We start from the raw sequence: 19,604 nt of genomic DNA, 5'->3' as shown, positions 1-19,604 counted from the left end.
CAGGCAAAAGGCGCGTCCCGACGTGCCTTTTCCGTCAGTTCAAATGGAAATGAAGCGGGTAGGTGCCGTCTTCGAACGGTCCGAACATCTCGTCGAGATCCGGGTGGCTGACCGGCTCCCCCGAGTAATCCGCGACAAGGTTCTGTTCGGAGACATATGCCACGTAATAGCTCTGATCATTCTCCGCCAGAAGGTGATAGAACGGTTGCTCTTTCGACGGCCGGCTGTCTTCGGGAATGGCTTCATACCACTCTTGGGTATTCGCGAACTCTGGATCGACGTCAAACACCACACCTCGGAACGGATGCTTGCGGTGACGGACGACCTGACCCAGATGATATTTTGCGCGTGTTCTCAACATTGCTTGCAGCCCCTACCCCCCAAAGGTAGACCCTTCAAGGGGGTTTTGTCCAATTTTTGCCACATTTTCACGGGAAACAGTCTGTGAACCTTATCTTGACAGTTCTTGAAATCGTCGCGCCTGTCTTTCTCTTGGCGGGGCTTGGCTTCCTGTGGGTCAAGGCGGGATTCGAGTATAGAATTCAATTTGTTACACGGCTGGCAATGACCGTGGCCGTGCCCTGCCTGATCTTCACGGCGCTGATGAAAACCGAGGCGGATCTGGCTTCGCTCGTCACGCTGACGCTCGCCGGCACTGTCGGCTATGCCGCGATTGGCGCGCTCGGATTGTCCCTTCTGGTTGTGGCAAAGCTGAATCTCCGCACCTATCTGGCCCCCTTCATTTTCGGAAATACGGGCAATCTTGGCATCCCTTTGGCGCTTTTTGCATTCGGTCAGCCGGGGCTGGAAAAAGCCGTCGTGATGCTGGCGCTTTCGGCAATCCTGTCTTTCACCATTGGTATCTGGCTCGTGGCCGGACGCGGTTCGTTCGGCAAGATGATGAAGGAACCGATGATCTGGGCAACAATTCTCGGGGCGTTGTTTCTCTGGCAGGACTGGGAAACGCCGCGCTTTCTCACCAACACGCTTGACCTGATCGGACAGATGGCAATCCCGCTGATGCTGATCACCCTTGGCGTGGCCGTTGCCCGCCTCACGCCGGGGCGCGTGGTGACGGCGGTCTGGCTGTCGCTGGTCAAGCTTGTGCTTTGTGCGGCCGTTGGCTGGGGCGTGGCCCGCCTCTTTGGCCTGACCGGGACAAGCTTTGGCGTGCTCGTCCTGCAACTGGCCACCCCGGTTGCCGTGACCGCCTATCTTCTGGCCGAAAAATACGAGGCCGACAGCGAGGCGGTGGCCGGTTTCGTCGTGGTCTCGACCCTGACCTCGGTCATTGGCCTGCCGCTATTGCTGGGCCTGCTTGTCTGAGGTCAAATCCCCGGGGCAATTGTGATTTCCCCTTCCGGGCAAAATCCTCTAAACTGCAAAGAAAAAACAAGACATAGCGAGAGGCAGATGAGCAGACTTCTTCGCGCCCTGGTCATTCTTGTGCTCGTTGCCTCCTGTGGCGGCGGCGACAAGACGCCACCGCGCAATATGGAAAACGCGTGTTCCATCCTTCAGGAACGCAAGCATTTCAAACGCGCCTTCAAGGCAACGCAACGCAAATGGGGCGTGCCGATCAACGTGCAGATGGCCATCCTCTACCAGGAGAGCAAATTCGTCTCAAATGCGCGTACGCCCAACAAATACGTTCTGGGCGTGCTGCCGATGGGCCGCCAAAGCAGCGCCTATGGCTACGCACAGGCGCTGGATGCCACTTGGGATCATTACCGCCAAAGCACGGGTAACCGCAGTGCCAAGCGCACCAATATCCGTGATGCAACCGATTTCATGGGCTGGTACATGAACCAGACCAAAGAGCGCAACGGCGTCGCCTTGTCGGACGCGCGGGGTCAATATCTGGCCTATCACGAAGGGCACACCGGCTATAATCGCGGCACCTACAAGAACAAGTCCTGGCTTCTCCGCGTAGCGGATCAGGTCGACGACCGTTCACGCCGGTATCGCCACCAGCTCGAGAAATGCACGCGCCTTCGCTAAGGCGCGTTGATCCTCAGTTGTTCCGCTTGAGCAAAAGCTCGATATTGAAGATCGAGTTCTGCAGGGCAAGGTCCCGTTCGGTCTCTCCAAGGATCACGGTTGTCCGGCTGCCATTGCCGTCATTGATGATCCATTGCCGCAGCTCCACCGGATCAGCGGTGAATTTCAGCTGGATATTGCCATATTCCGGGTGCTCGGGGTCTTGCGCGGTGACGATGGTCGCCGTGCCATCATAGTCGTGGCCGACAACCATGTTCGCGCGTTTGAGATCGACATTCTTTGCCAAAATGATCGACAGTGGCGTGCGCTGAAGCGGATAGGTCTCGGGCGGCTGGTTCGACCGCCCGTCAAAGATTGCCACCGTGTTGCCGCTGGTCAGAACAAGCGCCTTTTCCGGCGGGTTGTATTCGAACCGCATCCGCCCCGGACGCTTGATATAAAGGTTGCCCGTCTGCACCGAGCCATCATCTGAAATCTGGGTGAATTCGGATTTCACGGTTTTCATGCCGTTGAGATAGGTCGAAAGCGCGTCCAGCGACAGCTTTTCAGCCATCGCAGGGAATGCCGTGGCCACCAAGAGGGCCGGCGCCAGAAGAAGTCGTTTCATCATCATGAGTCCCATCTAAACACAAACCGCCGGGATTTCAGCCCCGGCGGTTCATCACGAAATCGCGCGCGCAAATTATTGCTCAGGCACAAGAATCTCGCGCTTGCCCACATGGTTGGCCGGGCTGACCAGCCCCTCGTCTTCCATCTGCTCAACAAGCCGCGCGGCCTTGTTATAGCCGATGGCAAGCTTGCGCTGGATGTAAGATGTCGAACACTTGCGATCCTTGATCACGATGGCTACCGCCGCGTCATAAAGCGCGTCTTCGCCATTGGTATTGCCGCCGGTCGATAGGCCCAGAACCGCGTCGATATCATCGGCCTTTTCTTCATCCGGCCCTTCGACAACACCGCTCATGTATTTGGGCGGGCCAAAGCTCTTGAGATGGTTGACGATTTCCTCAACCTCTTCATCGCTCACGAACGGGCCGTGGCAGCGGGTGATCTTGGCGCCACCAGCCATGTAAAGCATGTCGCCCATGCCCAAAAGCTGCTCGGCGCCCATCTCGCCAAGGATCGTGCGGCTGTCCACTTTCGACGTCACCTGGAACGAAATCCGCGTCGGGAAGTTGGCCTTGATCGTGCCGGTGATCACGTCCACCGACGGGCGCTGCGTTGCCATGATGATATGGATGCCGCTGGCCCGCGCCATCTGTGCAAGGCGCTGGATACAGGCTTCGATCTCTTTGCCCGCCACCATCATCAGGTCGGCCATCTCGTCAACGACCACCACGATATAGGGCATCTTCTCGGGCATCAGCTCTTCGGTCTCGAACACGGGTTCGCCCGTCTCGTCGTCAAACCCGGTCTGCACCGTGCGGCTGAACATCTCGCCCTTGGCCAGCGCATCCGCCACGCGACTGTTATAGCCGTCGATGTTACGCACGCCCATCTTGGACATCTTGCGATAACGCTCTTCCATCTCGCCCACGGTCCATTTGAGCGCAACAACCGCCTTTTTTGGGTCGGTCACAACCGGCGAAAGAAGGTGCGGAATACCGTCATAGACGCTCAGTTCGAGCATCTTGGGGTCGATCATGATCAACCGGCACTCTTCCGGAGTCAGCTTGTAAAGCAGCGACAGGATCATGGTGTTGATCGCCACTGATTTACCGGACCCGGTGGTCCCCGCGATCAGGAGGTGGGGCATCTTGGCAAGGTTCGCCACGATTGGGTCGCCACCAATATCCTTGCCCAGCGCCAGCGGCAGCTTCTGATTGCCATCGCCATAATCCCGGCTCGACAGAATTTCGCGGAAGCCCACCATCTCGCGGTTTTCATTGGGAAGTTCGATCCCGATCACGCTCCGGCCCGGCACGGTCGACACACGGGCAGACAGGGCTGACATCGAACGCGCGATGTCATCGGCCAAGCCAATCACGCGGCTCGCCTTGAGCCCCGGAGCAGGCTCCAGTTCATACATGGTCACGACAGGGCCGGGGCGGACGCTGACGATCTCGCCCTTGACGCCATAGTCATCCAGCACGGTTTCCAGCATCCGCGCATTTTCTTCCAGCGCCTCGTCGCTCAGGTGATGGCGCTGAATGTCCATCGGGTTGGACAACAGGCTCAGCGGCGGAAGCTCGTATTCCACCTGGTTTTCCTCAAACGCCAGCGACGGCTGGGCCTCGGCCTTGGCCCGGCTCGACGGTTGCACCGTTTTGCGGGTGCGCGGCTGAACAACCTTCTTGGGCTCTGCCGCGGGGATCGGCTGATAGGCCGCTGCCGCTGGGGCCGGGCTTTGCAGGGGAAGCGCTTCTTCGTCCACATCCATCGCCAACGGCGCATCCTGCACAGGTGCAGAAAGCGGTGGCTCCGCCCTCAGAGGCACGGATGCCGTCAGCGGCGGTTCCGGTCGCAGTTCAACATGCGCATGCTCGGGGTGTGGCTGTTCCTCAAGAACCAACGGATCCGGGCCACGCCCCCGGCCACGCGTCAGGGGTTTGTCCGGATGCAGGTCGGGCGGCGCAACCGGCGCCCCCCGGCGCGCACGGCTGCGCACCACATCGGCAATCTTGGCCTTGATGCGGTCTTCACCCGGCGCATCGTCAATCTCGTCGACAAAGATGTTCTCGACCAGTTCCGGCTCCGGCATTGGCTCGGGCGCTGGCTCGGCCCGTTTGATCAGGGACGGCATCCGCAGCCGCGGTTTTGGCGCAGGCGCGACGTCCATCGGTTCGGCCATGTCTTCCTCGATCACGGCCGCGTCCTGCCAGCCAGCCTCGGCGGCAGCCTGCACCCTGGCCTCGGCTTCACTACGCCGTTCCTGCCGACGAGCCTTTACAGTCTTTGCGGCGGCAAAAGCCCCGTTGGCCCCACGCCCGATCACAGTCATCAACCCGGCATAGGCCAGCACAATCCCGACAATCGCCATCCGCGCGAGGCGCTGGAGTTCTTCACGGGTGAATCCCAAGACAAACAGGCTCATCGCCACGAACGCCAGCCCCATGACCAGCGACAAAAGCTTGACCCCGGTCGACGCGCTCACCGGAAGAATGGTCAACAGTGCGCCCGTAACGGTGTCGCCGAACATGCCCCCTAGCCCGAAACTGTTCGTCCAGGTTTCGCCCGGTGTCAGGGTCGAGGCATAGACCGCGCCCAGAGCAAGCATGATCGGCGCCAGGATCACGCGGTTGATTGCCCGTTCCTCGCCCCAATGCATCGCGAACCGCAAGCCCCATGCGCCCAGCACAAAGGCCAATCCCCAGCTGCTCCAGCCAATGATCATGAACAGTGGCGCGGCAATCGACGCGCCAATCCGCCCCATCCAGTTCTGCACCGGTGCATCCGTGACGGAAATCCAGCTCGGATCGTTGGGCGTGTACGAGGCGATCATCGCAGCCGACATCAAGGCCAGCCCGATCAGCACGATCCCGATCAGCTCCTTGCCGCGTTTCTCGATTGCTGCCTGCATGTTGCTGTCCAACAGCGGGTCCCGCCCTCGTGCCTGAAATGCCATCTCGATCCCTCGTCCTTCTTATCCGTAGAGACAGGCGCGCAGCTTTTTCAGCGCATCTGCCACCTCGGTCTTTGGGGCCACCAGCGCGACCCGAACATACCCTTTACCGGGGTTTTCCCCGTTTACTTCCCGGCTCAGATAGGCACCGGGCAACACCCGGACCCCTGTTTCCGTCCACGCCTTCACCGCTGCTGCCTCGCCATCTTCCACCGGCAGCCACAGGAAAAACCCGGCCCGCGGGCTGACATAGCCCGGCACATCCGTGAAAATCTCATCCGCCAGGTCAAACTTCTCGGCATACAGCCGGCGGTTTTCCTCGACATGCGCCTCATCCGCCCAAACCTTTTCCGCCGCGCGCTGCAACGGCAATGGCAAGGGTGCCCCGGAATAGGCCCGCAGCTGCTTGATCCGTTTGAGGCTCTCCGGCCCGCCCGCAACAAAACCCGACCGCAGCCCCGGCAAGTTCGACCGCTTGGAAAGCGAATGGAAAATCACCACCCGCTCAGGATCGACTTCCATCTCCGCAGCAACCTGCAACGCGCCCACCGGTGCCTCGCCCCGGTAAATCTCTGAATAACATTCATCCGCGAAAATGCGGAAATCATACCGCTCGGCCAGCGTGATCAGTGCTTCCCAATAGGCGCGATCCGCCACCGCGCCCTGCGGGTTGGCGGGCGAACAAAGATAGGCAATTGCCGTGCGCCGCAGCACGTCTTCGGGCAAGGCGCCATAGTCCGGCAGGAACCCGTTTTCCACCCGCGCTGCGACATAAACGGGCTCCGCCCCGACCGAGATCGCCGCCACGGCATAGACCTGGTAGAACGGGTTCGGCGTGAGAATGACAGGCGCCTGCCCGTCCTTCTCTTCAGGACAAAGCGCCATGGCGGCATTGTATAGCCCTTCGCGCGTGCCATTGAGCGCCATCACCTGCGTTGCCGGGTCCACGGCAACGCCATAGCGCCGCGCGATCCAATCCGAAATCGCCTGCTGCAACTCCGGTGTGCCGTCATTGGGAGGATATTGATTGAACCCTTCGGCATGTTCGGAAATCACATCGGTGACCCATGCGGGAAAAGCATGCTTGGGTTCGCCAATCGTCATGTGCACCACCGGACCGCCCGGGTCCAGATGGTCCAAAAGCGCCCGCAAGCGCGGAAACGCATAGGCCGGTAGGTTCGAAAACCGCTCGGGGAACACCATTCTTCAACTGCCTCAGCTTCGGGATCATTTCGCCCCGTTTGCACCCAAGTTACCGAAACCCGCTCCGCTCGTCCAGAAAAATGCCCGCGAATCCGCGTCTTGTGGCCTCTGCGCCACCACGACCACGTCGTACCCTGTTTCTCAATGGTTCCATACACCCCGGGGGAGTCGCCGTGCACGGCAACGGGGGCAGCGCCCCCTACCCCAGCGCGGCCTCTGCCGCAGCCGCGACCCGCAAGAGACGTTCTTCCTGCATGGGTCTCCCCAGCATCATCAATCCACAGCTCGGCAGTCCGGTCGGCAGGCTGACCCCGCAACTGCCCATCAGGTTGCCGATCCTTGTGTTGCGCAACGCCAGCAGGTTCTCTGTCACGTAATAGTCCTCGTCCTGCATCAACCTCTGCGCATCGGGCGGCAGAATCGGTGACGTCGGCAAAAGCACCGCATCAAAACCGGCCACTCGCGCATTCCACCGGCGCCGCAAATCCCTGAGCAGGTTCCAGGCGGCCACGAAATCCGGCCCGGAAAACTGCGCCCCGGCGCGGAACCGCTCAAGGATCTGGTCGAACATCAGATCCGGCGCGGCCTCGATATCCTCGCGCCACTCACCATAGGCTTCTGATGTGAACAGGACCCCACTCAGTTCCAGCGCCCGCGCCACCTCCGGCGCCCGGATCACATGGACCTCCGCCCCACCGTCCCGAAGCCGTGTAACGGCACTTTCGAATCCGGCCAGGGGCGCCTCGCGTACATCCTCCAGAGCCACGGTCTCCAGCACCGCCAGCCGCACACCACGCAGATCCGCCCCGCGCAAGTCTGCCGCGCGCGCCCCTTCCAGAACCGCCAGCAAGAGCGCGGCGTCCTCCACCGTCCGGCACAAGGGCCCTACCGTATCGAAACTCCGGCACAAGGGCACAACGCCTTCGTTGGACACCCGCCCGGCGGTGGTTTTCAACCCGACAAGGTCATTCCACGCCGACGGGATCCGCACCGACCCTCCCGTGTCCGACCCGATCCCGGCCGCCGCCAGACCAAAAGCCACCGACGCCGCCGCGCCCGACGATGATCCCCCCGGCACCGCCTTGGGATCATTGATGCAGGGCGGCGTCGCCGTCACCGGGTTGAGGCCGAGACCGGAAAAGGCCAGCTCGGACATGTGGGTCTTGCCAAGGCACACCAGGCCTTGCGCCGTCGCATTGCGCAACACCTCGGCATCTTGCCCCGGAACGCGATCCTTCAATAGCGCGGACCCAGCCTCGGTTTCGACCCCGGCACTGTCAAACAGGTCCTTCCAGCTGATCGGCACCCCATCCAGCAGCGACAGGCGCATCCCCGCCCGCGCGCGCTCGGCGGCTGCCTCAGCCTCGGCCAGCGCACGCTCATGGGTCACTTTCGAATAGATCCGATCCCGATGATCATGGCTGTCGATCGCACCCAGGAACGCCTGAGTCAGCGCCACCGGATCGATTGCCCCTTCCCCGATTGCGCGCCCCAGGTCCCCTGCACTCATGCCCAGCCAGTGAAACATCGTCTGCCCTCTCCCAATCTTGTTGGAAATAACGGTAGCGACGCAGATGCGCATGGACAATCCCGAAGCAGCACCCATATTGGCCCCATGACTTACAACAGCGACATTCTGATCGCCGGCGGAGGGCTGAACGGCCCCGCCCTGGCGCTGGCCCTGGCCCAATCCGGTTTCAACGTAACCGTGGTCGATGCCCGTCCCGCCCCGGACCGTGCAGGCGACAATTTTGACGGGCGCGGCTATGCCCTGGCGCTCGCTTCACAGCGCCTTCTGAGCGCCATTGGCGTTTGGGACGACGTGGCGAACAATGCCCAGCCCCTGCTCGAAATCAAAGTCTCGGACGGGCGCGCTGGAGAAGGGCCTTCGCCTTTCTTCCTGCATTTTGATCACGCCGAGATCGAAGAAGGCCCAATGGGCTACATGCTCGAAGATCGCTACCTCTACCGTGCCTTCCTGACCGCGATGCGGAACCAGCCGCGCATCACGCTCCTCTCTGAAACAGGCGTAATCAATCAGGATGTGGATGCCTCGGGCGTTACCGTGTCGCTCTCCACCGGCGAAACCCACCGCACCCGCCTGATGGTGGGGTGTGACGGGCGCGGCAGCGGTGTCGCCAAACGCGCTGGCATCCGGCGCACCGGCTGGGGCTATGGCCAAACCGCGCTGGTCTGTGCCATTGCGCATGAAAAACCCCATGGCGGCATCGCGCATCAGTTCTTCATGCCGCCGGGCCCGCTGGCCATCCTGCCGCTTCCCGGCAACATGTCCTCGATCGTCTGGTCGGAAACCGATGAAAACGCCACCCGTATCCAGGCACTCTCGGATGACGACTACATGCAGGTGTTGCGCCCCCGTTTCGGCGATTTCCTTGGCAAAATCGAACTGGTAGGCAATCGCTTCACCTATCCGCTCTCTCTAAGCGTCGCCAACCACTTCGTCGCCGATCATATCGCCCTTGTGGGTGATGCCGCCCACGGCATGCACCCGATTGCCGGGCAGGGACTTAACGCGGGGCTGCGCGATGTGGCCGCCCTCGCCCAGGTTCTGACCGAGGCCCGACAGCGCGGCGAAGACATCGCTTCCACCCTGGTCCTCGAGCGCTACCAGGAATGGCGCCGCTTTGACACTGCCGCCCTAGTGATGGCCACCGATCTCACCAACAAGCTGTTTTCGAACGACAATCCAATCCTGCGCGCTGGGCGTGACATCGGCATGGGTCTGGTCAACGCCGTCCCCGGCTTGCGCCGCACTTTCATCCGCGAAGCCGCCGGCCTGACCGGCGATCTGCCCGACCTGATGCGCTAATGAAACGCGCGCCCTGTTTCACAAGGCGCGCTTCCAGTCTTTCTTTTTCCAGAAATACCCCGGGGGGATCGCAGCCTCGCTGCGATGGGGGCAGCGCCCCCGCCTACCCGTCCAGTACCCGTGCCTCATCAATCAGCATGACCGGAATGCCATTGCGGATCGGAAAGGCCAACCCAGCCGCCTTGGAGATCAACTCCTGCGCCGCAGCATCATACTTCAGCGTCGTGCGCGTCTGCGGGCAGATCAGTGCCTCCAGCATACGACGGTCAAATTCACCTTGTTCACTCATTGCATCAAGTCCTCTCCGGCGCCGCCCCGCAGCGCAAATTCTATCAACGTCACCAACGTCTCGCGACGTGTCGACAACGATGGCGCCTCCAGCAACGCCTGCTTGTCCTCGGCCTCGAAATCCAGAAGCATCGACAACGAGTTGATCAGCAACTCATCACTGGCATCCTTGAGCGTTTCCCAATCCGTGGACAGCTCCAGCGTCTCGAAATACCGCCGCAGCAAAGCCATGAACCCGGTCCGGTCGAACCCGGCATCGCGCTCCGCAGGCCCAAGATCGCGCGCAAACCCGTCCCAGCTCACTTCGCAGCGCCGATAAGGGGTGAACCCCTCCACCTCGCTCAGGACCCGGAACCGCGACACGCCGGTCAGCGTGATGAGATACCTGTGATCCTCGGTCTCTGAAAACTGCGTGATCCGCCCGACACAACCGATCCGGTGCAACCCATTGTCTTCCCGGCCGGGGACCTCGTTGGGCTGCACCATTCCAATGAGCCGCCCCCCCGACTTCAGCGCATCGTCGAACATCGCGAGGTAGCGGGGTTCGAAAATGTGTAGCGGCAACCGTGCCCGGGGCAAGAGCAACGCCCCGGGCAAGGGGAACACGGCCAGTGTATCGGGCAGGTCTGCGGCTTTGATCATGTCACGAACCTAGCCCGGATTGCCCGATCAGGCAAAGATCATCGAGCTCAGCTTGCGCCGCCCGTTCAGCACAACCGGATCGTTGGGCTTCAATGCCTCAAAAATGGTGAACAACTGTGCCTTGGCAGCCCCATCGTTCCATTCGCGATCCCGCCGGAACAGCTCGAGCAATTCTGCGACGGCCTCTTCTACCTGCCCGGCGGCATGCAACGCCTGCGCAAGGTCAAGCCGCGCCGCGTGGTCATCCGGGTTGGCCTCGACCCTGGCGTGCAGCTCGGCCACCGGCCCGGCATTTTCCGCCTGCCGCGCCAGTTCAAGCTGCGCATGCGCGGCTTCGATCTCGGGCGCTCCGGAGTATTCTGCAGGCGTGCCATTCAGCACCGCCTCCGCCTGATCCAGCGCCCCCATAGCGATATTGGCCCGCGCCAGTCCGCCATAGGCGGCCACGACACTCTGGTCCTGTTCGATGATCGCGGCAAAGGTCTCACCCGCTGATTGCGCATCACCTTCGGCCAGCATCTCTTCGGCGGCGGCCAGCGCATCGTCCAACCCGTTGTCGGGCACCTGCCCGCCGGATGCTTCCACCACCTTGGTCACGAAAGCTTCGATCTCGCTGGGCGGCAACGCGCCCTGGAAACCGTCAATCGGCTGGCCCTGCCAAAAGGCATAAACCGTCGGGATCGACTGGACACGCATCTGCCCGGCAATCATCTGGTTCTCGTCTACATTGACCTTGGCCATCTTTACGGCCCCGCCCGCCGCCGTCACGGCGGCTTCCAAAGCTGGCCCCAAGGTCTTGCAGGGCCCGCACCACGGGGCCCAGAAATCCACGATCACCGGCACCGACATCGACGCATCCACAACGTCGGTCATGAACTCCGCTTCGCTGACATCCTTGATCAGATCGCCCGCAGGCGCCGCCGTGCCTTGTCCAAGTTCAAGCATCTCGTCATTCCTCATGTCTGTTGGCCCCTATATGACCCCCTGCAACGGGGTTTCAAAGTGCCTTTGCATGATTTTTCGCTCAGATCACCATCAGGGCGCCTCGAATGGCAGACCAAAGCGCTCCCCGTTGAAGGTATGCGTGCAACAGGCGCAATCTGGACGCATCGACGATGCGTCCAACCCGGGATCGACCTTGGCCAGCCGCCCGGCCTCATCAACATGAAGCCCGCTGTAAAAACTCGACTCCCCGCACCGCACCACCGCGCGCCGCTCAACTTCCGAGCGCGCGACCAGATGCCAGATGGCCGCATCCTCCTCCAGGCGCGCCACCGCCTCGGAATAGACTGCATCCCAGGGCTGGCCCACCTTGGAAAGCAGGAACTTGTAAAGCGGCGTATAGTCCAGCCCGTGCCGCAACCCCTGCCGCATGCCCTGCTGCGTGGCCTCGCTCACGCGCGCTTTTTTGGTGTTGCCATCACGGCCCTCCAGTCGCGGACACCCGTGCCGGACACGAAACGTGCGCGTGTTCACCTTGCGAAAAAGCGGCTTCTTGTGCGGGCCGCCGCGCATCAGAGATCAAAACTGGCAAAGACCGGTGCGTGATCGCTGGGCTTCTCCCAGCCCCGCGCCGCCCGCAGGATACGGCTGGAATGGCCCGCGTTCGAAATATCCGGCGTCGCCCACACATGGTCCAGACGCCGCCCCTTGTCCGCCGCATCCCAATCCCGCGCACGATAACTCCACCAGCTGTACAGCAGCCCTTCTGGAATATCCTGCCGGGTGATGTCCACCCAGCCGCCGGCCTCCTGTGTCTGCGCGAGGTGCTCCACCTCTATCGGCGTATGGCTCACGACCTTCAGCAACTGCTTGTGGCTCCAGACATCATCCTCGCGCGGCGCGATATTGAGATCCCCCACCAAAATCGACTTCTCCGGCCTGTCTCCATGAAACCAGTCCCGCATCTCGGTAAGATAGTCGAGCTTTTGCCCGAATTTCTCATTCACCTCCCGGTCCGGCTTGTCCCCCCCTGCCGGAACATAGAAGTTATGGATCGTCACCCCGTTTTCCAGCCGCCCCGCGACATGGCGGGCATGGCCCAGCCCCGCGAAATCCTTATCCCCGACATCCTCGATCGGCAGCTTGGACAGGATCGCTACACCGTTATATCCCTTCTGTCCGCGCGCGATCATATGGTGATACCCCAATGCGGCGAACCCCTCGGTCGGGATCTTGTCCACCGGGCTCTTGCACTCCTGAAGGCACAGAACGTCCGGCGCCTCTTCCTGCAACAGCTTGAGGACGATCGGCTCACGCAACCGCACCGAATTGATATTCCAAGTTGCCAGTGAAAAGCTCATGCCGCGCTCCCGTTGCCTGTGATCGGCGCACCCTACCCCGCCCGATCACGGCTTGCCAACGCATATGCGCCACGTCCCGCTTTCAATTTGCCAGAAATACTCCGGGGGAGTCGCAGCTTGCTGCGACGGCGGCTGCGCCCCCTGCCCCATGAACAAACCTGCCCAAAACAAAAAAGAGCCCGGATCATATCCGGGCTCAGTCCAACAGGGAGGTGCATGTCATAACCCGGACATGCGCGGGATCCGTAAAGACTTGATATAAGGTATCGTTCATATGCTTCTTTGATACATATCAAGAATTCGCTCATTCTGCCATGCGCTTATCAACAAAAGGTTGAAAACTGCGGCAAAGGAGTCACGCCACCAGCCGATAGCCCCCCGACTCCGTGATCAACAGGCGGGCGTTTGAAGGGTCGGGTTCGATCTTCTGACGCAGCCTGTAAATATGGGTTTCAAGCGTATGTGTCGTCACACCCGCATTGTATCCCCAGACCTCGTGCAACAGCACATCACGCGCCACGACACCATCTGTCGACCGGTACAAGAACTTGAGAATATTGGTTTCTTTCTCGGTCAGCCTGATCTTGCGCTCGTCTTCGGTGATCAGCATCTTCATGCTCGGTTTGAACGTGTACGGCCCAAGCTGGAACACGGCATCTTCGCTCTGCTCGTGCTGACGCAGCTGCGCCCGAATCCGCGCCAGAAGTACCGGAAACTTGAACGGCTTGGTCACATAGTCGTTCGCTCCGGAATCAAGGCCAAGGATCGTATCGGCATCGCTGTCATGCCCGGTAAGCATGAGGATCGGGCTTTTCACCCCCTGCTTGCGCATCAGCCGACAAAGCTCCCTCCCGTCCGTATCCGGCAACCCGACATCGAGAATGACCATGTCATACAGGCCTTCCTTGACCCGGCTCATTGCCTCCGAACCGTTGCCTGCTTCGAACACGTCGAAATCTTCGGTCATGATCAACTGCTCGGACAATGCCTCGCGCAGGTCCTCGTCGTCATCCACCAACAGGATTTTCTTGAGCTGTGCCATGTGACCTCCTCGCCCTCTCTTGCGTACACTCGCGATGTGGACCCGCTTCACGTCCACGACAAGATTTGCTGCATTTCGCTCACGGCCTCGTGTACGAGCACTGGTAAATGTTTCATATTGCTGCCATCACAGCTATATCCATTACGCCTTTCTTCGCCGGACAGATCACCTTCCCATGAGCTTTTCGCCCGATATCATCGAACGCCTCGCCCGCGCCCGTGCAGATCTGCGCATGGGCGTGCCCATCGTGCTGACGGGGGACGGGCAGGCGCTTCTGGTGCTGGCGGCTGAAACCCTGACCGACGCCCGGCTCTGCGATCTGCGCGCCCTGCCCGGAACGCCAGTGTTGGTCCTGACATCGCGCCGAGCCGAAACGCTCAAGGCGCGCGCTTATGATGGCGATGTCGCCCGAATCCTGCTGCCCTCCGATGCGGGTCTCGCCTGGGTGCTGTCCATCGCCAACCCGGATGACGACTTGCGCAGCCCGATGAAAGGCCCCTTGGCCAGCGATCGTGACGGCCCCGCCATCCTGCACCGCGCCGCAACGCAGTTGGTGAAAACCGCGCAACTCCTACCCGCCGCCGTGGTCCTTCCCCTTGCCGATGCTGCCCGTTTCGCCTTGGAGCATGGCCTCACCGTGATTCCCGCCGACCTCGCCGCACCGCATCTGGCAGCTACCAGCCCCCTGCACCCGGTTGTGCATGCCCGCCTTCCCATGGCGGCCGCCGAAGCGGGCCGCCTGCACATCTTCCGGCCCGAAGACGGCGGCGAAGAGCACTACGCCATCGAAATCGGCCGTCCGCCCCGTGACAAACCCGTCCTCGCCCGCCTGCATTCGGCCTGTTTCACCGGCGACGTTCTGGGCTCGCTTAAATGCGACTGTGGCCCTCAACTGCGCGGCGCGCTGGCCCAGATGGGGGCCGAGGGCACGGGCGTTCTGCTCTACCTCAACCAGGAAGGGCGCGGCATTGGGCTGGCCAACAAGATGCGCGCGTATTCGCTGCAGGACCAGGGGTTCGACACCGTTGAAGCCAATCACCGGTTGGGTTTCGAAGACGACGAACGCGATTTCCGAATCGGCGCCAAGATACTGAAGGAAATGGGGTTTTCCTCGGTCCGCCTGCTCACCAACAACCCCCGCAAGATCGAGATGATGGAGAAAACCGGAATCTCCGTGGCCGAGCGCGTGCCGCTCAAGGTGGGCGAAACCGTTCAGAACCGCACCTATCTCGCCACCAAGGCCGCCAAGTCCGGCCACCTGCTGTGACCCCTGTAGACCTTGTTCTGACCCCGCGCGGTCTGCGCTTTATTGGGCAGCTTTTTCCCTGCACTATCGGGCGCGGCGGTCTATCAGCCACCAAGCGCGAGGGGGATGGTGCGACACCTCGCGGTACGCACCGTATCACCGGCCTGCTCTATCGCCCTGACCGGATGACCTGTCCAGCGCCCTGGGCCATCCCGATTCGTTTGGGTGATCTGTGGTCCGACGACCCCGCCGACCCGGACTATAACCAACAGGTCCGCGCGCCCTACACCCCCAGCCATGAAACCCTGCGGCGGGCTGATCCTCTTTATGATCTGATCATGCTGACCGACTGGAACTGGCCCAAGGCTACGCCCGGACGCGGCTCGGCCATTTTCCTGCACCAATGGCGCCGCCCCGGATATCCAACCGAAGGATGCCTCGCCTTTTCGCGTGCTCACATACGCTGGATTGCCGCCAACGCTCCGCCCGGCACCCGGCTGATCATCCCCTGAGTGCAGTATTGGTCCGGCTTTTCTGAGGACGGCGGCAACGCCTTTAGTAAGCGCGATCCCCGAAGATGGCCGACCCGACCCGCACATGCGTGGCGCCCAACGCCACCGCGCGTTCGAAATCGCCGCTCATCCCCATGCTCAGACCGGTCAAACCATTGCGCGCCGCGATCTTGGCCAACAGCGCGAAATGCAGCGAAGGCTCTTCTTCCACAGGCGGAATACACATCAGCCCGACCACCGGCAGGTCGAGGCTACGGCACTCGGCCACAAATCCGTCCGCCTCGGCAGGCATCACACCGGCTTTCTGAGGCTCTTCGCCCGTATTGACCTGGATGAAAAGGTCCGGGCAATGCCCGATCTCCTGCGCCAGTCGGGCAAGCGTCTTGGCAAGCTTTGGTCGATCCAATGAATGAATGGCGTCAAACAACCCCATCGCCTGACGGGCCTTGTTGGTTTGCAACGGCCCCAGCAGATGCACTTCGACCCCGTCAAAGCGCGCGCGGAAATCTGGCCATTTGCCAGCCGCTTCCTGAACCTGGTTTTCGCCAAAAAGCCGATGTCCTTCGGCCAACACCGCTTCCACCCGCTCGTCCGGCTGGCGTTTGCTGACCGCGATCAGCTTCGTGGCGCCGATCTCGCGTCCGGCCGCGTCTTCGGCCTTGTGAATACGTGCGGTGATCTCTGTCAGCGACATCTTTCGTGATCCTTCTTGTCCCGGCGGGTCATCTGCCGGCAAGGAACACCAAATGCGCGCAAAAGAAAAGGGCAGGTCAAAAGACCTGCCCTCTCTTTGGATGGTTTGTCGTTCAGATTAGAACGAGAAACGCAGACCCAGGTCAGCAACGGTCGTCGAGGTTGCGCCGCCGAGCGAAGCAACACCACCTTCGAGGAAGGTGCCGCCGCCCAGACGATGCTGGAAGCCGATGCCGTAGTTTTCGTCACCCGAAGCGCCGAGGCCTTCGTCGTGGTTCACGTAACCGCGGATGAAGGTTGCTGCGCCAACCTGGTAGTCGCCAGCGATGCCGTACTTGGCGTTACCGTCGTTGTCAGCATATGCCAGGGTACCGGTGAAGTTGCCCCAGGTGCCGGTTGCGGTTGCGGCCCACTCGGTGTCACCAGCGTTGTCCGAATCCTGGAAACCAACAGCAAAGGTGTACTGACCGGTGCTGTACGAACCGTGGACTGCGGTGCGGTCGAAGCCGCGACCCGCGTTACCCGAACCGTCCCACGAATGCGACAGGTGAACGCCCCATGCGCCCGACGAGTAGATCACGTCAACACCCTGCGAACCGGTGGAACCCGAGGTGTATGCGTCTGCGCCGAAGTTATAAACAACGTTGCGGTAGCTCAGGCCGGTCAGACCGATCGAGCCGGTGTACATGCCGGGCATGTTTTCGAGTGCGCCCAGAACCTGGCCAACCGACACGGTGAAGCCGTTGGTCGAAACCCAGAAACGCGGGGTGTTGAACGCGGCGTTACCCTGGGGGGCGCCGTAACCGTCACGGTGCTCGTTCGACTGGTAGCGGATCTGTGCGCCGAACGACAGGCCGTTGTCCGACTCTGCGGTGCCGGTCACGATCAGACGGAAGCGGCTTTCCAGCGTAACTTCGGTAGCTGCGTTTTCGTTGTAGTAGACACCAAAGCGGCCCAGGCCGCCGAAGGTCACGTCTGCTGCGGCGACACCGGCGGTGGCGACGAGAGCAGTCGTTGCGAAGAGAACTTTTTTCATAGTTTTTCCCTCGGTTTTCCAATTCATGCGCCCAGCCGGAGAATCCCAAACTGGGTATGCGTAGTCTCTCGCTCTTTTCGGGGGGTCTTTGCAAGTACGGGCATATGCCTCGGGGCAAAGTCGCCGGATATGGTGCAGACATGTCACAGTTCTTCGGCCCGCCCCACGTCCACCAACCCCAAACTGCTGTCTGGCCGCCCAAAACCGGGCGCGCCTACTATAACCCTTGCCCATCCAGCCCCTGTTGGCTAGGACGTTAGGCAAAGCTACGCTTGGGGCAGAAAGATGAAGAAATCCGGCATTTTCGGCATCACGGTCGCGATGGTCGCGCTCCTGACGATTGGCGCTTGTGGCGGCAGGACGGTTGTTATTCAGGGCGACGCCGAGGGGTATCTGGAACGTGACGACGTCGGCAACCCCATTGAAAACCAGCAGATCACTGGGACCAAGACCGGCTCGACCATCTGGGATATTTTCAAGGACGACAACTCTGATGTCACGGTTCGGGTCAACAAATACCTCTGGGCCGCATCGCTTGAAGTTCTCGACTTCCTGCCCATCGAAAGTGTTGATCCGTTCTCCGGTGTGATCTCCACCGGATACGGCGTGCCGCCGGGCGGTGGGCGCGCTTATCGCGCCACTGTATATATCCGTGACCCAGCACTTGATGCACGTTCCCTGAACGTCGCGATGCAGACCCGCGGTGGCGGTTCGGTTAATGCGGGTACGGTGCGTGCCGTTGAAGACGCCATCCTGACCCGTGCCCGCCAACTGCGGATTGCAGACGGCAGGCTCTGATCAATCCGTTCCGAATGCTTCGCGGGCCGTACTCTTCTAAGGGTGCGGCCCTTTTTCGTTGAATCAGGTCCGCACCGGACGGGGGCTCATTTCAAAAAGCCGGTCGATCCAGTCAAGCTGCCGTGGAAGGCAGACTCCCTGCAAATCATAGGTTTCAACCGCAAGTCGCCGCGCGTTTCGTCCCAGCGCCTCGCGCATCTCCGCGCTATCCAGAACAGTGCAAACCTCTTCAACCAACCGCGCGCCATCGAAAAACGGGAACAATCGGCCGGTTTCGCCATGCCGGATCACCTCTTTCAAAGGCGCCGTGTCGCTCGCTACGATCGGCGCCCCCGCCGCCATGGCCTCGATGAGCGACCAGCTCAGGACAAACGGATACGTCAGGTAGACATGCGCCCTGCTGATCTGCAGCAGGCGCAGGAACTGATCATATGGAATGCGTCCCAGAAAATGCACCCGCTCCCAGTCTTTCGTCGGAATTCGCCCACGCACTTCGTCGATGAAAATCTGCTTCCACGTCTGTCCCTTGGGCGGTCGGGCACCATAGCTCACCTCGTCCCCACCCACGATCAACACCCGCGCATCGGGACGCGCCTTGAGCAGCTCCGGCAGGGCCCGCATGAAAACATGATACCCGCGATAGGGTTCAAGGTTGCGATTGACAAAGGTGATCACCTCGTCGCCGCGATCAAGAACCGTTCCGTCCGACAAGGAAAACCTCACGTCCGGGTTGGGGCGCACCACGTCCGTGTCGATCCCGTCGTGGATCACGTCGATGATCTCACGATACTCCTCGGGAAAGCTGGACGCCTGGAACTCGGTCGGACATATGCCCCGATCCGCGATCTGCTGATGCATCATGTTGTTGAGGTTCTTCAGCCGCAGCCGGATCGTGTCGGTCTGCTGATCGAACTTGGAGAATTCCGAATCGAAGCCGACATCGTTGTCGTTGTTGGAATAATACAGCTCGAAATACAGCCCGATCCGCGCGTTGGGCCACAGGTCGCGCAGGAACATCGACTCACCCCAGCCCGGATGCGCCACGATGACATCCGGCTCAAACCCTTCGGCCTTCAGCTTGCGCGCCGCAACAAAACAGGACTCACCCCGCAGCAGCTTGGTTTCGAAATCCACAAGCCACGGATGCAGCCCCTGCGATGGCTTGCGCTGGATCGAATAGGGAAGCACCCGCACCCCTTTCCAAAGAGAGGGCTCCTTTACACGCAAGGTCAGGCACACGACCTCGTGCCCCTTTTCGGCAAGTGTTGGCGCCAGATGTTTGAACTGGCCGGGAAAATTCTGGTGGATAAAAAGGATTTTCATAAAAACGTGCCCAACATAGTCGCGGTTGCGACCTGTATATCGCAGTTTTTCCCACAACAAAGCCCGCCCAATTTACGATTTGCAACAGCATCGGCACTGGACCACAGGGAAAAGCACGCATATCA

20 protein-coding genes are annotated in these 19,604 nt (G+C 61.0%); 6 read left to right on the top strand and 14 right to left on the bottom strand.

The genetic code is table 11. The features are described 5' to 3' along the window. Nucleotides 1-34: 34 nt before the first annotated feature. Nucleotides 35-361: a heat shock protein HspQ gene (hspQ, locus tag ACS3QZ_RS16835; protein WP_093093780.1), complete on the bottom strand. Its 327-nt coding sequence runs from the start codon at nucleotides 359-361 to the stop codon at nucleotides 35-37. An 83-nt stretch (nucleotides 362-444) separates the two neighbouring features. Here hspQ and ACS3QZ_RS16830 point away from each other — a divergent pair, with 83 nt between their 5' ends. After that, on the top strand, nucleotides 445-1,326 hold the full coding sequence (locus ACS3QZ_RS16830) for an AEC family transporter (protein ID WP_456038877.1): 882 nt from the start codon (nucleotides 445-447) through the stop codon (nucleotides 1,324-1,326). Nucleotides 1,327-1,413: 87 nt separating this feature from the next. Further along, complete coding sequence (locus tag ACS3QZ_RS16825; RefSeq protein WP_093093776.1) at nucleotides 1,414-2,001, top strand: transglycosylase SLT domain-containing protein; 588 nt, start codon at nucleotides 1,414-1,416, stop codon at nucleotides 1,999-2,001. 13 nt (nucleotides 2,002-2,014) lie between these two features. Here the strand turns inward: ACS3QZ_RS16825 and ACS3QZ_RS16820 are convergent, their stop codons facing one another. The 4 genes from ACS3QZ_RS16820 to ACS3QZ_RS16805 all read right to left on the bottom strand — a co-directional run bounded on the left by ACS3QZ_RS16820 (nucleotide 2,015) and on the right by ACS3QZ_RS16805 (nucleotide 8,294). Then, on the bottom strand, nucleotides 2,015-2,614 hold the full coding sequence (locus tag ACS3QZ_RS16820) for a LolA family protein (RefSeq protein ID WP_456038876.1): 600 nt from the start codon (nucleotides 2,612-2,614) through the stop codon (nucleotides 2,015-2,017). A 69-nt stretch (nucleotides 2,615-2,683) separates the two neighbouring features. Further along, complete coding sequence (locus ACS3QZ_RS16815) at nucleotides 2,684-5,566, bottom strand: DNA translocase FtsK (RefSeq protein WP_456038875.1); 2,883 nt, start codon at nucleotides 5,564-5,566, stop codon at nucleotides 2,684-2,686. 18 nt (nucleotides 5,567-5,584) lie between these two features. Continuing rightward, nucleotides 5,585-6,766: an aminotransferase class I/II-fold pyridoxal phosphate-dependent enzyme gene (locus ACS3QZ_RS16810; RefSeq protein WP_456038874.1), complete on the bottom strand. Its 1,182-nt coding sequence runs from the start codon at nucleotides 6,764-6,766 to the stop codon at nucleotides 5,585-5,587. A 199-nt stretch (nucleotides 6,767-6,965) separates the two neighbouring features. Beyond that, nucleotides 6,966-8,294, bottom strand: a complete 1,329-nt coding sequence (locus tag ACS3QZ_RS16805) for an amidase (protein ID WP_456038873.1) — start codon at nucleotides 8,292-8,294, stop codon at nucleotides 6,966-6,968. Nucleotides 8,295-8,381: 87 nt separating this feature from the next. On the opposite strand from ACS3QZ_RS16805, the gene ACS3QZ_RS16800 reads away from it, so the two are divergent. After that, the gene (locus ACS3QZ_RS16800; RefSeq protein ID WP_456038872.1) at nucleotides 8,382-9,596 is read left to right on the top strand and encodes an FAD-dependent monooxygenase; all 1,215 of its coding nucleotides are present in this window, start codon (nucleotides 8,382-8,384) and stop codon (nucleotides 9,594-9,596) included. A 103-nt stretch (nucleotides 9,597-9,699) separates the two neighbouring features. Here ACS3QZ_RS16800 and ACS3QZ_RS16795 read toward each other — a convergent pair whose 3' ends face one another. The 6 genes from ACS3QZ_RS16795 to ACS3QZ_RS16770 all read right to left on the bottom strand — a co-directional run bounded on the left by ACS3QZ_RS16795 (nucleotide 9,700) and on the right by ACS3QZ_RS16770 (nucleotide 13,871). Next, nucleotides 9,700-9,885 (bottom strand): Trm112 family protein, encoded by a 186-nt coding sequence (locus ACS3QZ_RS16795; protein ID WP_093093766.1) that lies wholly within the window; start codon nucleotides 9,883-9,885, stop codon nucleotides 9,700-9,702. Next, complete coding sequence (locus ACS3QZ_RS16790) at nucleotides 9,882-10,526, bottom strand: LON peptidase substrate-binding domain-containing protein (protein WP_093093763.1); 645 nt, start codon at nucleotides 10,524-10,526, stop codon at nucleotides 9,882-9,884. The genes ACS3QZ_RS16795 and ACS3QZ_RS16790 overlap by 4 nt, the downstream gene beginning before the upstream one ends. 27 nt (nucleotides 10,527-10,553) lie before the next feature. Then, a complete protein-coding gene (locus ACS3QZ_RS16785) occupies nucleotides 10,554-11,471 on the bottom strand; it encodes a tetratricopeptide repeat protein (RefSeq protein ID WP_456038871.1) in 918 nt (305 codons plus the stop codon). 90 nt (nucleotides 11,472-11,561) lie between these two features. Beyond that, a complete protein-coding gene (locus tag ACS3QZ_RS16780) occupies nucleotides 11,562-12,041 on the bottom strand; it encodes a hypothetical protein (protein ID WP_093093759.1) in 480 nt (159 codons plus the stop codon). Further along, nucleotides 12,041-12,829 (bottom strand): exodeoxyribonuclease III, encoded by a 789-nt coding sequence (locus ACS3QZ_RS16775; protein WP_456038870.1) that lies wholly within the window; start codon nucleotides 12,827-12,829, stop codon nucleotides 12,041-12,043. The genes ACS3QZ_RS16780 and ACS3QZ_RS16775 overlap by 1 nt, the downstream gene beginning before the upstream one ends. Nucleotides 12,830-13,184: 355 nt before the next feature. Beyond that, nucleotides 13,185-13,871, bottom strand: coding sequence for a response regulator transcription factor (locus ACS3QZ_RS16770; protein WP_456038869.1), 687 nt, complete (start codon nucleotides 13,869-13,871; stop codon nucleotides 13,185-13,187). 175 nt (nucleotides 13,872-14,046) lie between these two features. On the opposite strand from ACS3QZ_RS16770, the gene ribA reads away from it, so the two are divergent. Then, nucleotides 14,047-15,138 (top strand): GTP cyclohydrolase II, encoded by a 1,092-nt coding sequence (gene ribA, locus ACS3QZ_RS16765; RefSeq protein WP_456038868.1) that lies wholly within the window; start codon nucleotides 14,047-14,049, stop codon nucleotides 15,136-15,138. Then, nucleotides 15,135-15,629, top strand: coding sequence for a L,D-transpeptidase family protein (locus tag ACS3QZ_RS16760; protein WP_456038867.1), 495 nt, complete (start codon nucleotides 15,135-15,137; stop codon nucleotides 15,627-15,629). The genes ribA and ACS3QZ_RS16760 overlap by 4 nt, the downstream gene beginning before the upstream one ends. A gap of 43 nt (nucleotides 15,630-15,672) precedes the next feature. Here ACS3QZ_RS16760 and ACS3QZ_RS16755 read toward each other — a convergent pair whose 3' ends face one another. Beyond that, entirely contained in the window at nucleotides 15,673-16,323 is a 651-nt protein-coding gene (locus tag ACS3QZ_RS16755) for a YggS family pyridoxal phosphate-dependent enzyme (protein ID WP_456038866.1), read from the bottom strand. 117 nt (nucleotides 16,324-16,440) lie between these two features. Further along, nucleotides 16,441-17,358, bottom strand: a complete 918-nt coding sequence (locus ACS3QZ_RS16750; RefSeq protein WP_456038865.1) for a porin — start codon at nucleotides 17,356-17,358, stop codon at nucleotides 16,441-16,443. A 285-nt stretch (nucleotides 17,359-17,643) separates the two neighbouring features. On the opposite strand from ACS3QZ_RS16750, the gene ACS3QZ_RS16745 reads away from it, so the two are divergent. Next, entirely contained in the window at nucleotides 17,644-18,156 is a 513-nt protein-coding gene (locus ACS3QZ_RS16745) for a DUF3576 domain-containing protein (RefSeq protein WP_456038864.1), read from the top strand. A gap of 63 nt (nucleotides 18,157-18,219) precedes the next feature. Here the strand turns inward: ACS3QZ_RS16745 and ACS3QZ_RS16740 are convergent, their stop codons facing one another. After that, nucleotides 18,220-19,479, bottom strand: a complete 1,260-nt coding sequence (locus ACS3QZ_RS16740) for a glycosyltransferase family 4 protein (protein WP_456038863.1) — start codon at nucleotides 19,477-19,479, stop codon at nucleotides 18,220-18,222. Between the last annotated feature and the right edge of the window lie 125 nt (nucleotides 19,480-19,604).

It is taken from the genome of Shimia sp. W99 (assembly GCF_053851455.3).
The sequence above is the reverse complement of the archived record's forward strand: the minus strand, read 5'-3'. Positions and strand labels throughout refer to the sequence as shown.

Bases quoted from the DNA above. Each gene is read 5' to 3' on its own strand.
- hspQ (WP_093093780.1), bottom strand. From the start codon at position 361: ATGTTGAGAACACGCGCAAAATATCATCTGGGTCAGGTCGTCCGTCAC.
- ACS3QZ_RS16825 (WP_093093776.1), top strand. From the start codon at position 1,414: ATGAGCAGACTTCTTCGCGCCCTGGTCATTCTTGTGCTCGTTGCCTCC.
- ACS3QZ_RS16820 (WP_456038876.1), bottom strand. From the start codon at position 2,614: ATGATGATGAAACGACTTCTTCTGGCGCCGGCCCTCTTGGTGGCCACG.
- ACS3QZ_RS16815 (WP_456038875.1), bottom strand. From the start codon at position 5,566: ATGGCATTTCAGGCACGAGGGCGGGACCCGCTGTTGGACAGCAACATG.
- ACS3QZ_RS16810 (WP_456038874.1), bottom strand. From the start codon at position 6,766: ATGGTGTTCCCCGAGCGGTTTTCGAACCTACCGGCCTATGCGTTTCCG.
- ACS3QZ_RS16805 (WP_456038873.1), bottom strand. From the start codon at position 8,294: ATGTTTCACTGGCTGGGCATGAGTGCAGGGGACCTGGGGCGCGCAATC.
- ACS3QZ_RS16800 (WP_456038872.1), top strand. From the start codon at position 8,382: ATGACTTACAACAGCGACATTCTGATCGCCGGCGGAGGGCTGAACGGC.
- ACS3QZ_RS16795 (WP_093093766.1), bottom strand. From the start codon at position 9,885: ATGAGTGAACAAGGTGAATTTGACCGTCGTATGCTGGAGGCACTGATC.
- ACS3QZ_RS16790 (WP_093093763.1), bottom strand. From the start codon at position 10,526: ATGATCAAAGCCGCAGACCTGCCCGATACACTGGCCGTGTTCCCCTTG.
- ACS3QZ_RS16785 (WP_456038871.1), bottom strand. From the start codon at position 11,471: ATGCTTGAACTTGGACAAGGCACGGCGGCGCCTGCGGGCGATCTGATC.
- ACS3QZ_RS16780 (WP_093093759.1), bottom strand. From the start codon at position 12,041: ATGCGCGGCGGCCCGCACAAGAAGCCGCTTTTTCGCAAGGTGAACACG.
- ACS3QZ_RS16775 (WP_456038870.1), bottom strand. From the start codon at position 12,829: ATGAGCTTTTCACTGGCAACTTGGAATATCAATTCGGTGCGGTTGCGT.
- ACS3QZ_RS16770 (WP_456038869.1), bottom strand. From the start codon at position 13,871: ATGGCACAGCTCAAGAAAATCCTGTTGGTGGATGACGACGAGGACCTG.
- ribA (WP_456038868.1), top strand. From the start codon at position 14,047: ATGAGCTTTTCGCCCGATATCATCGAACGCCTCGCCCGCGCCCGTGCA.
- ACS3QZ_RS16755 (WP_456038866.1), bottom strand. From the start codon at position 16,323: ATGTCGCTGACAGAGATCACCGCACGTATTCACAAGGCCGAAGACGCG.
- ACS3QZ_RS16750 (WP_456038865.1), bottom strand. From the start codon at position 17,358: ATGAAAAAAGTTCTCTTCGCAACGACTGCTCTCGTCGCCACCGCCGGT.
- ACS3QZ_RS16745 (WP_456038864.1), top strand. From the start codon at position 17,644: ATGAAGAAATCCGGCATTTTCGGCATCACGGTCGCGATGGTCGCGCTC.
- ACS3QZ_RS16740 (WP_456038863.1), bottom strand. From the start codon at position 19,479: ATGAAAATCCTTTTTATCCACCAGAATTTTCCCGGCCAGTTCAAACAT.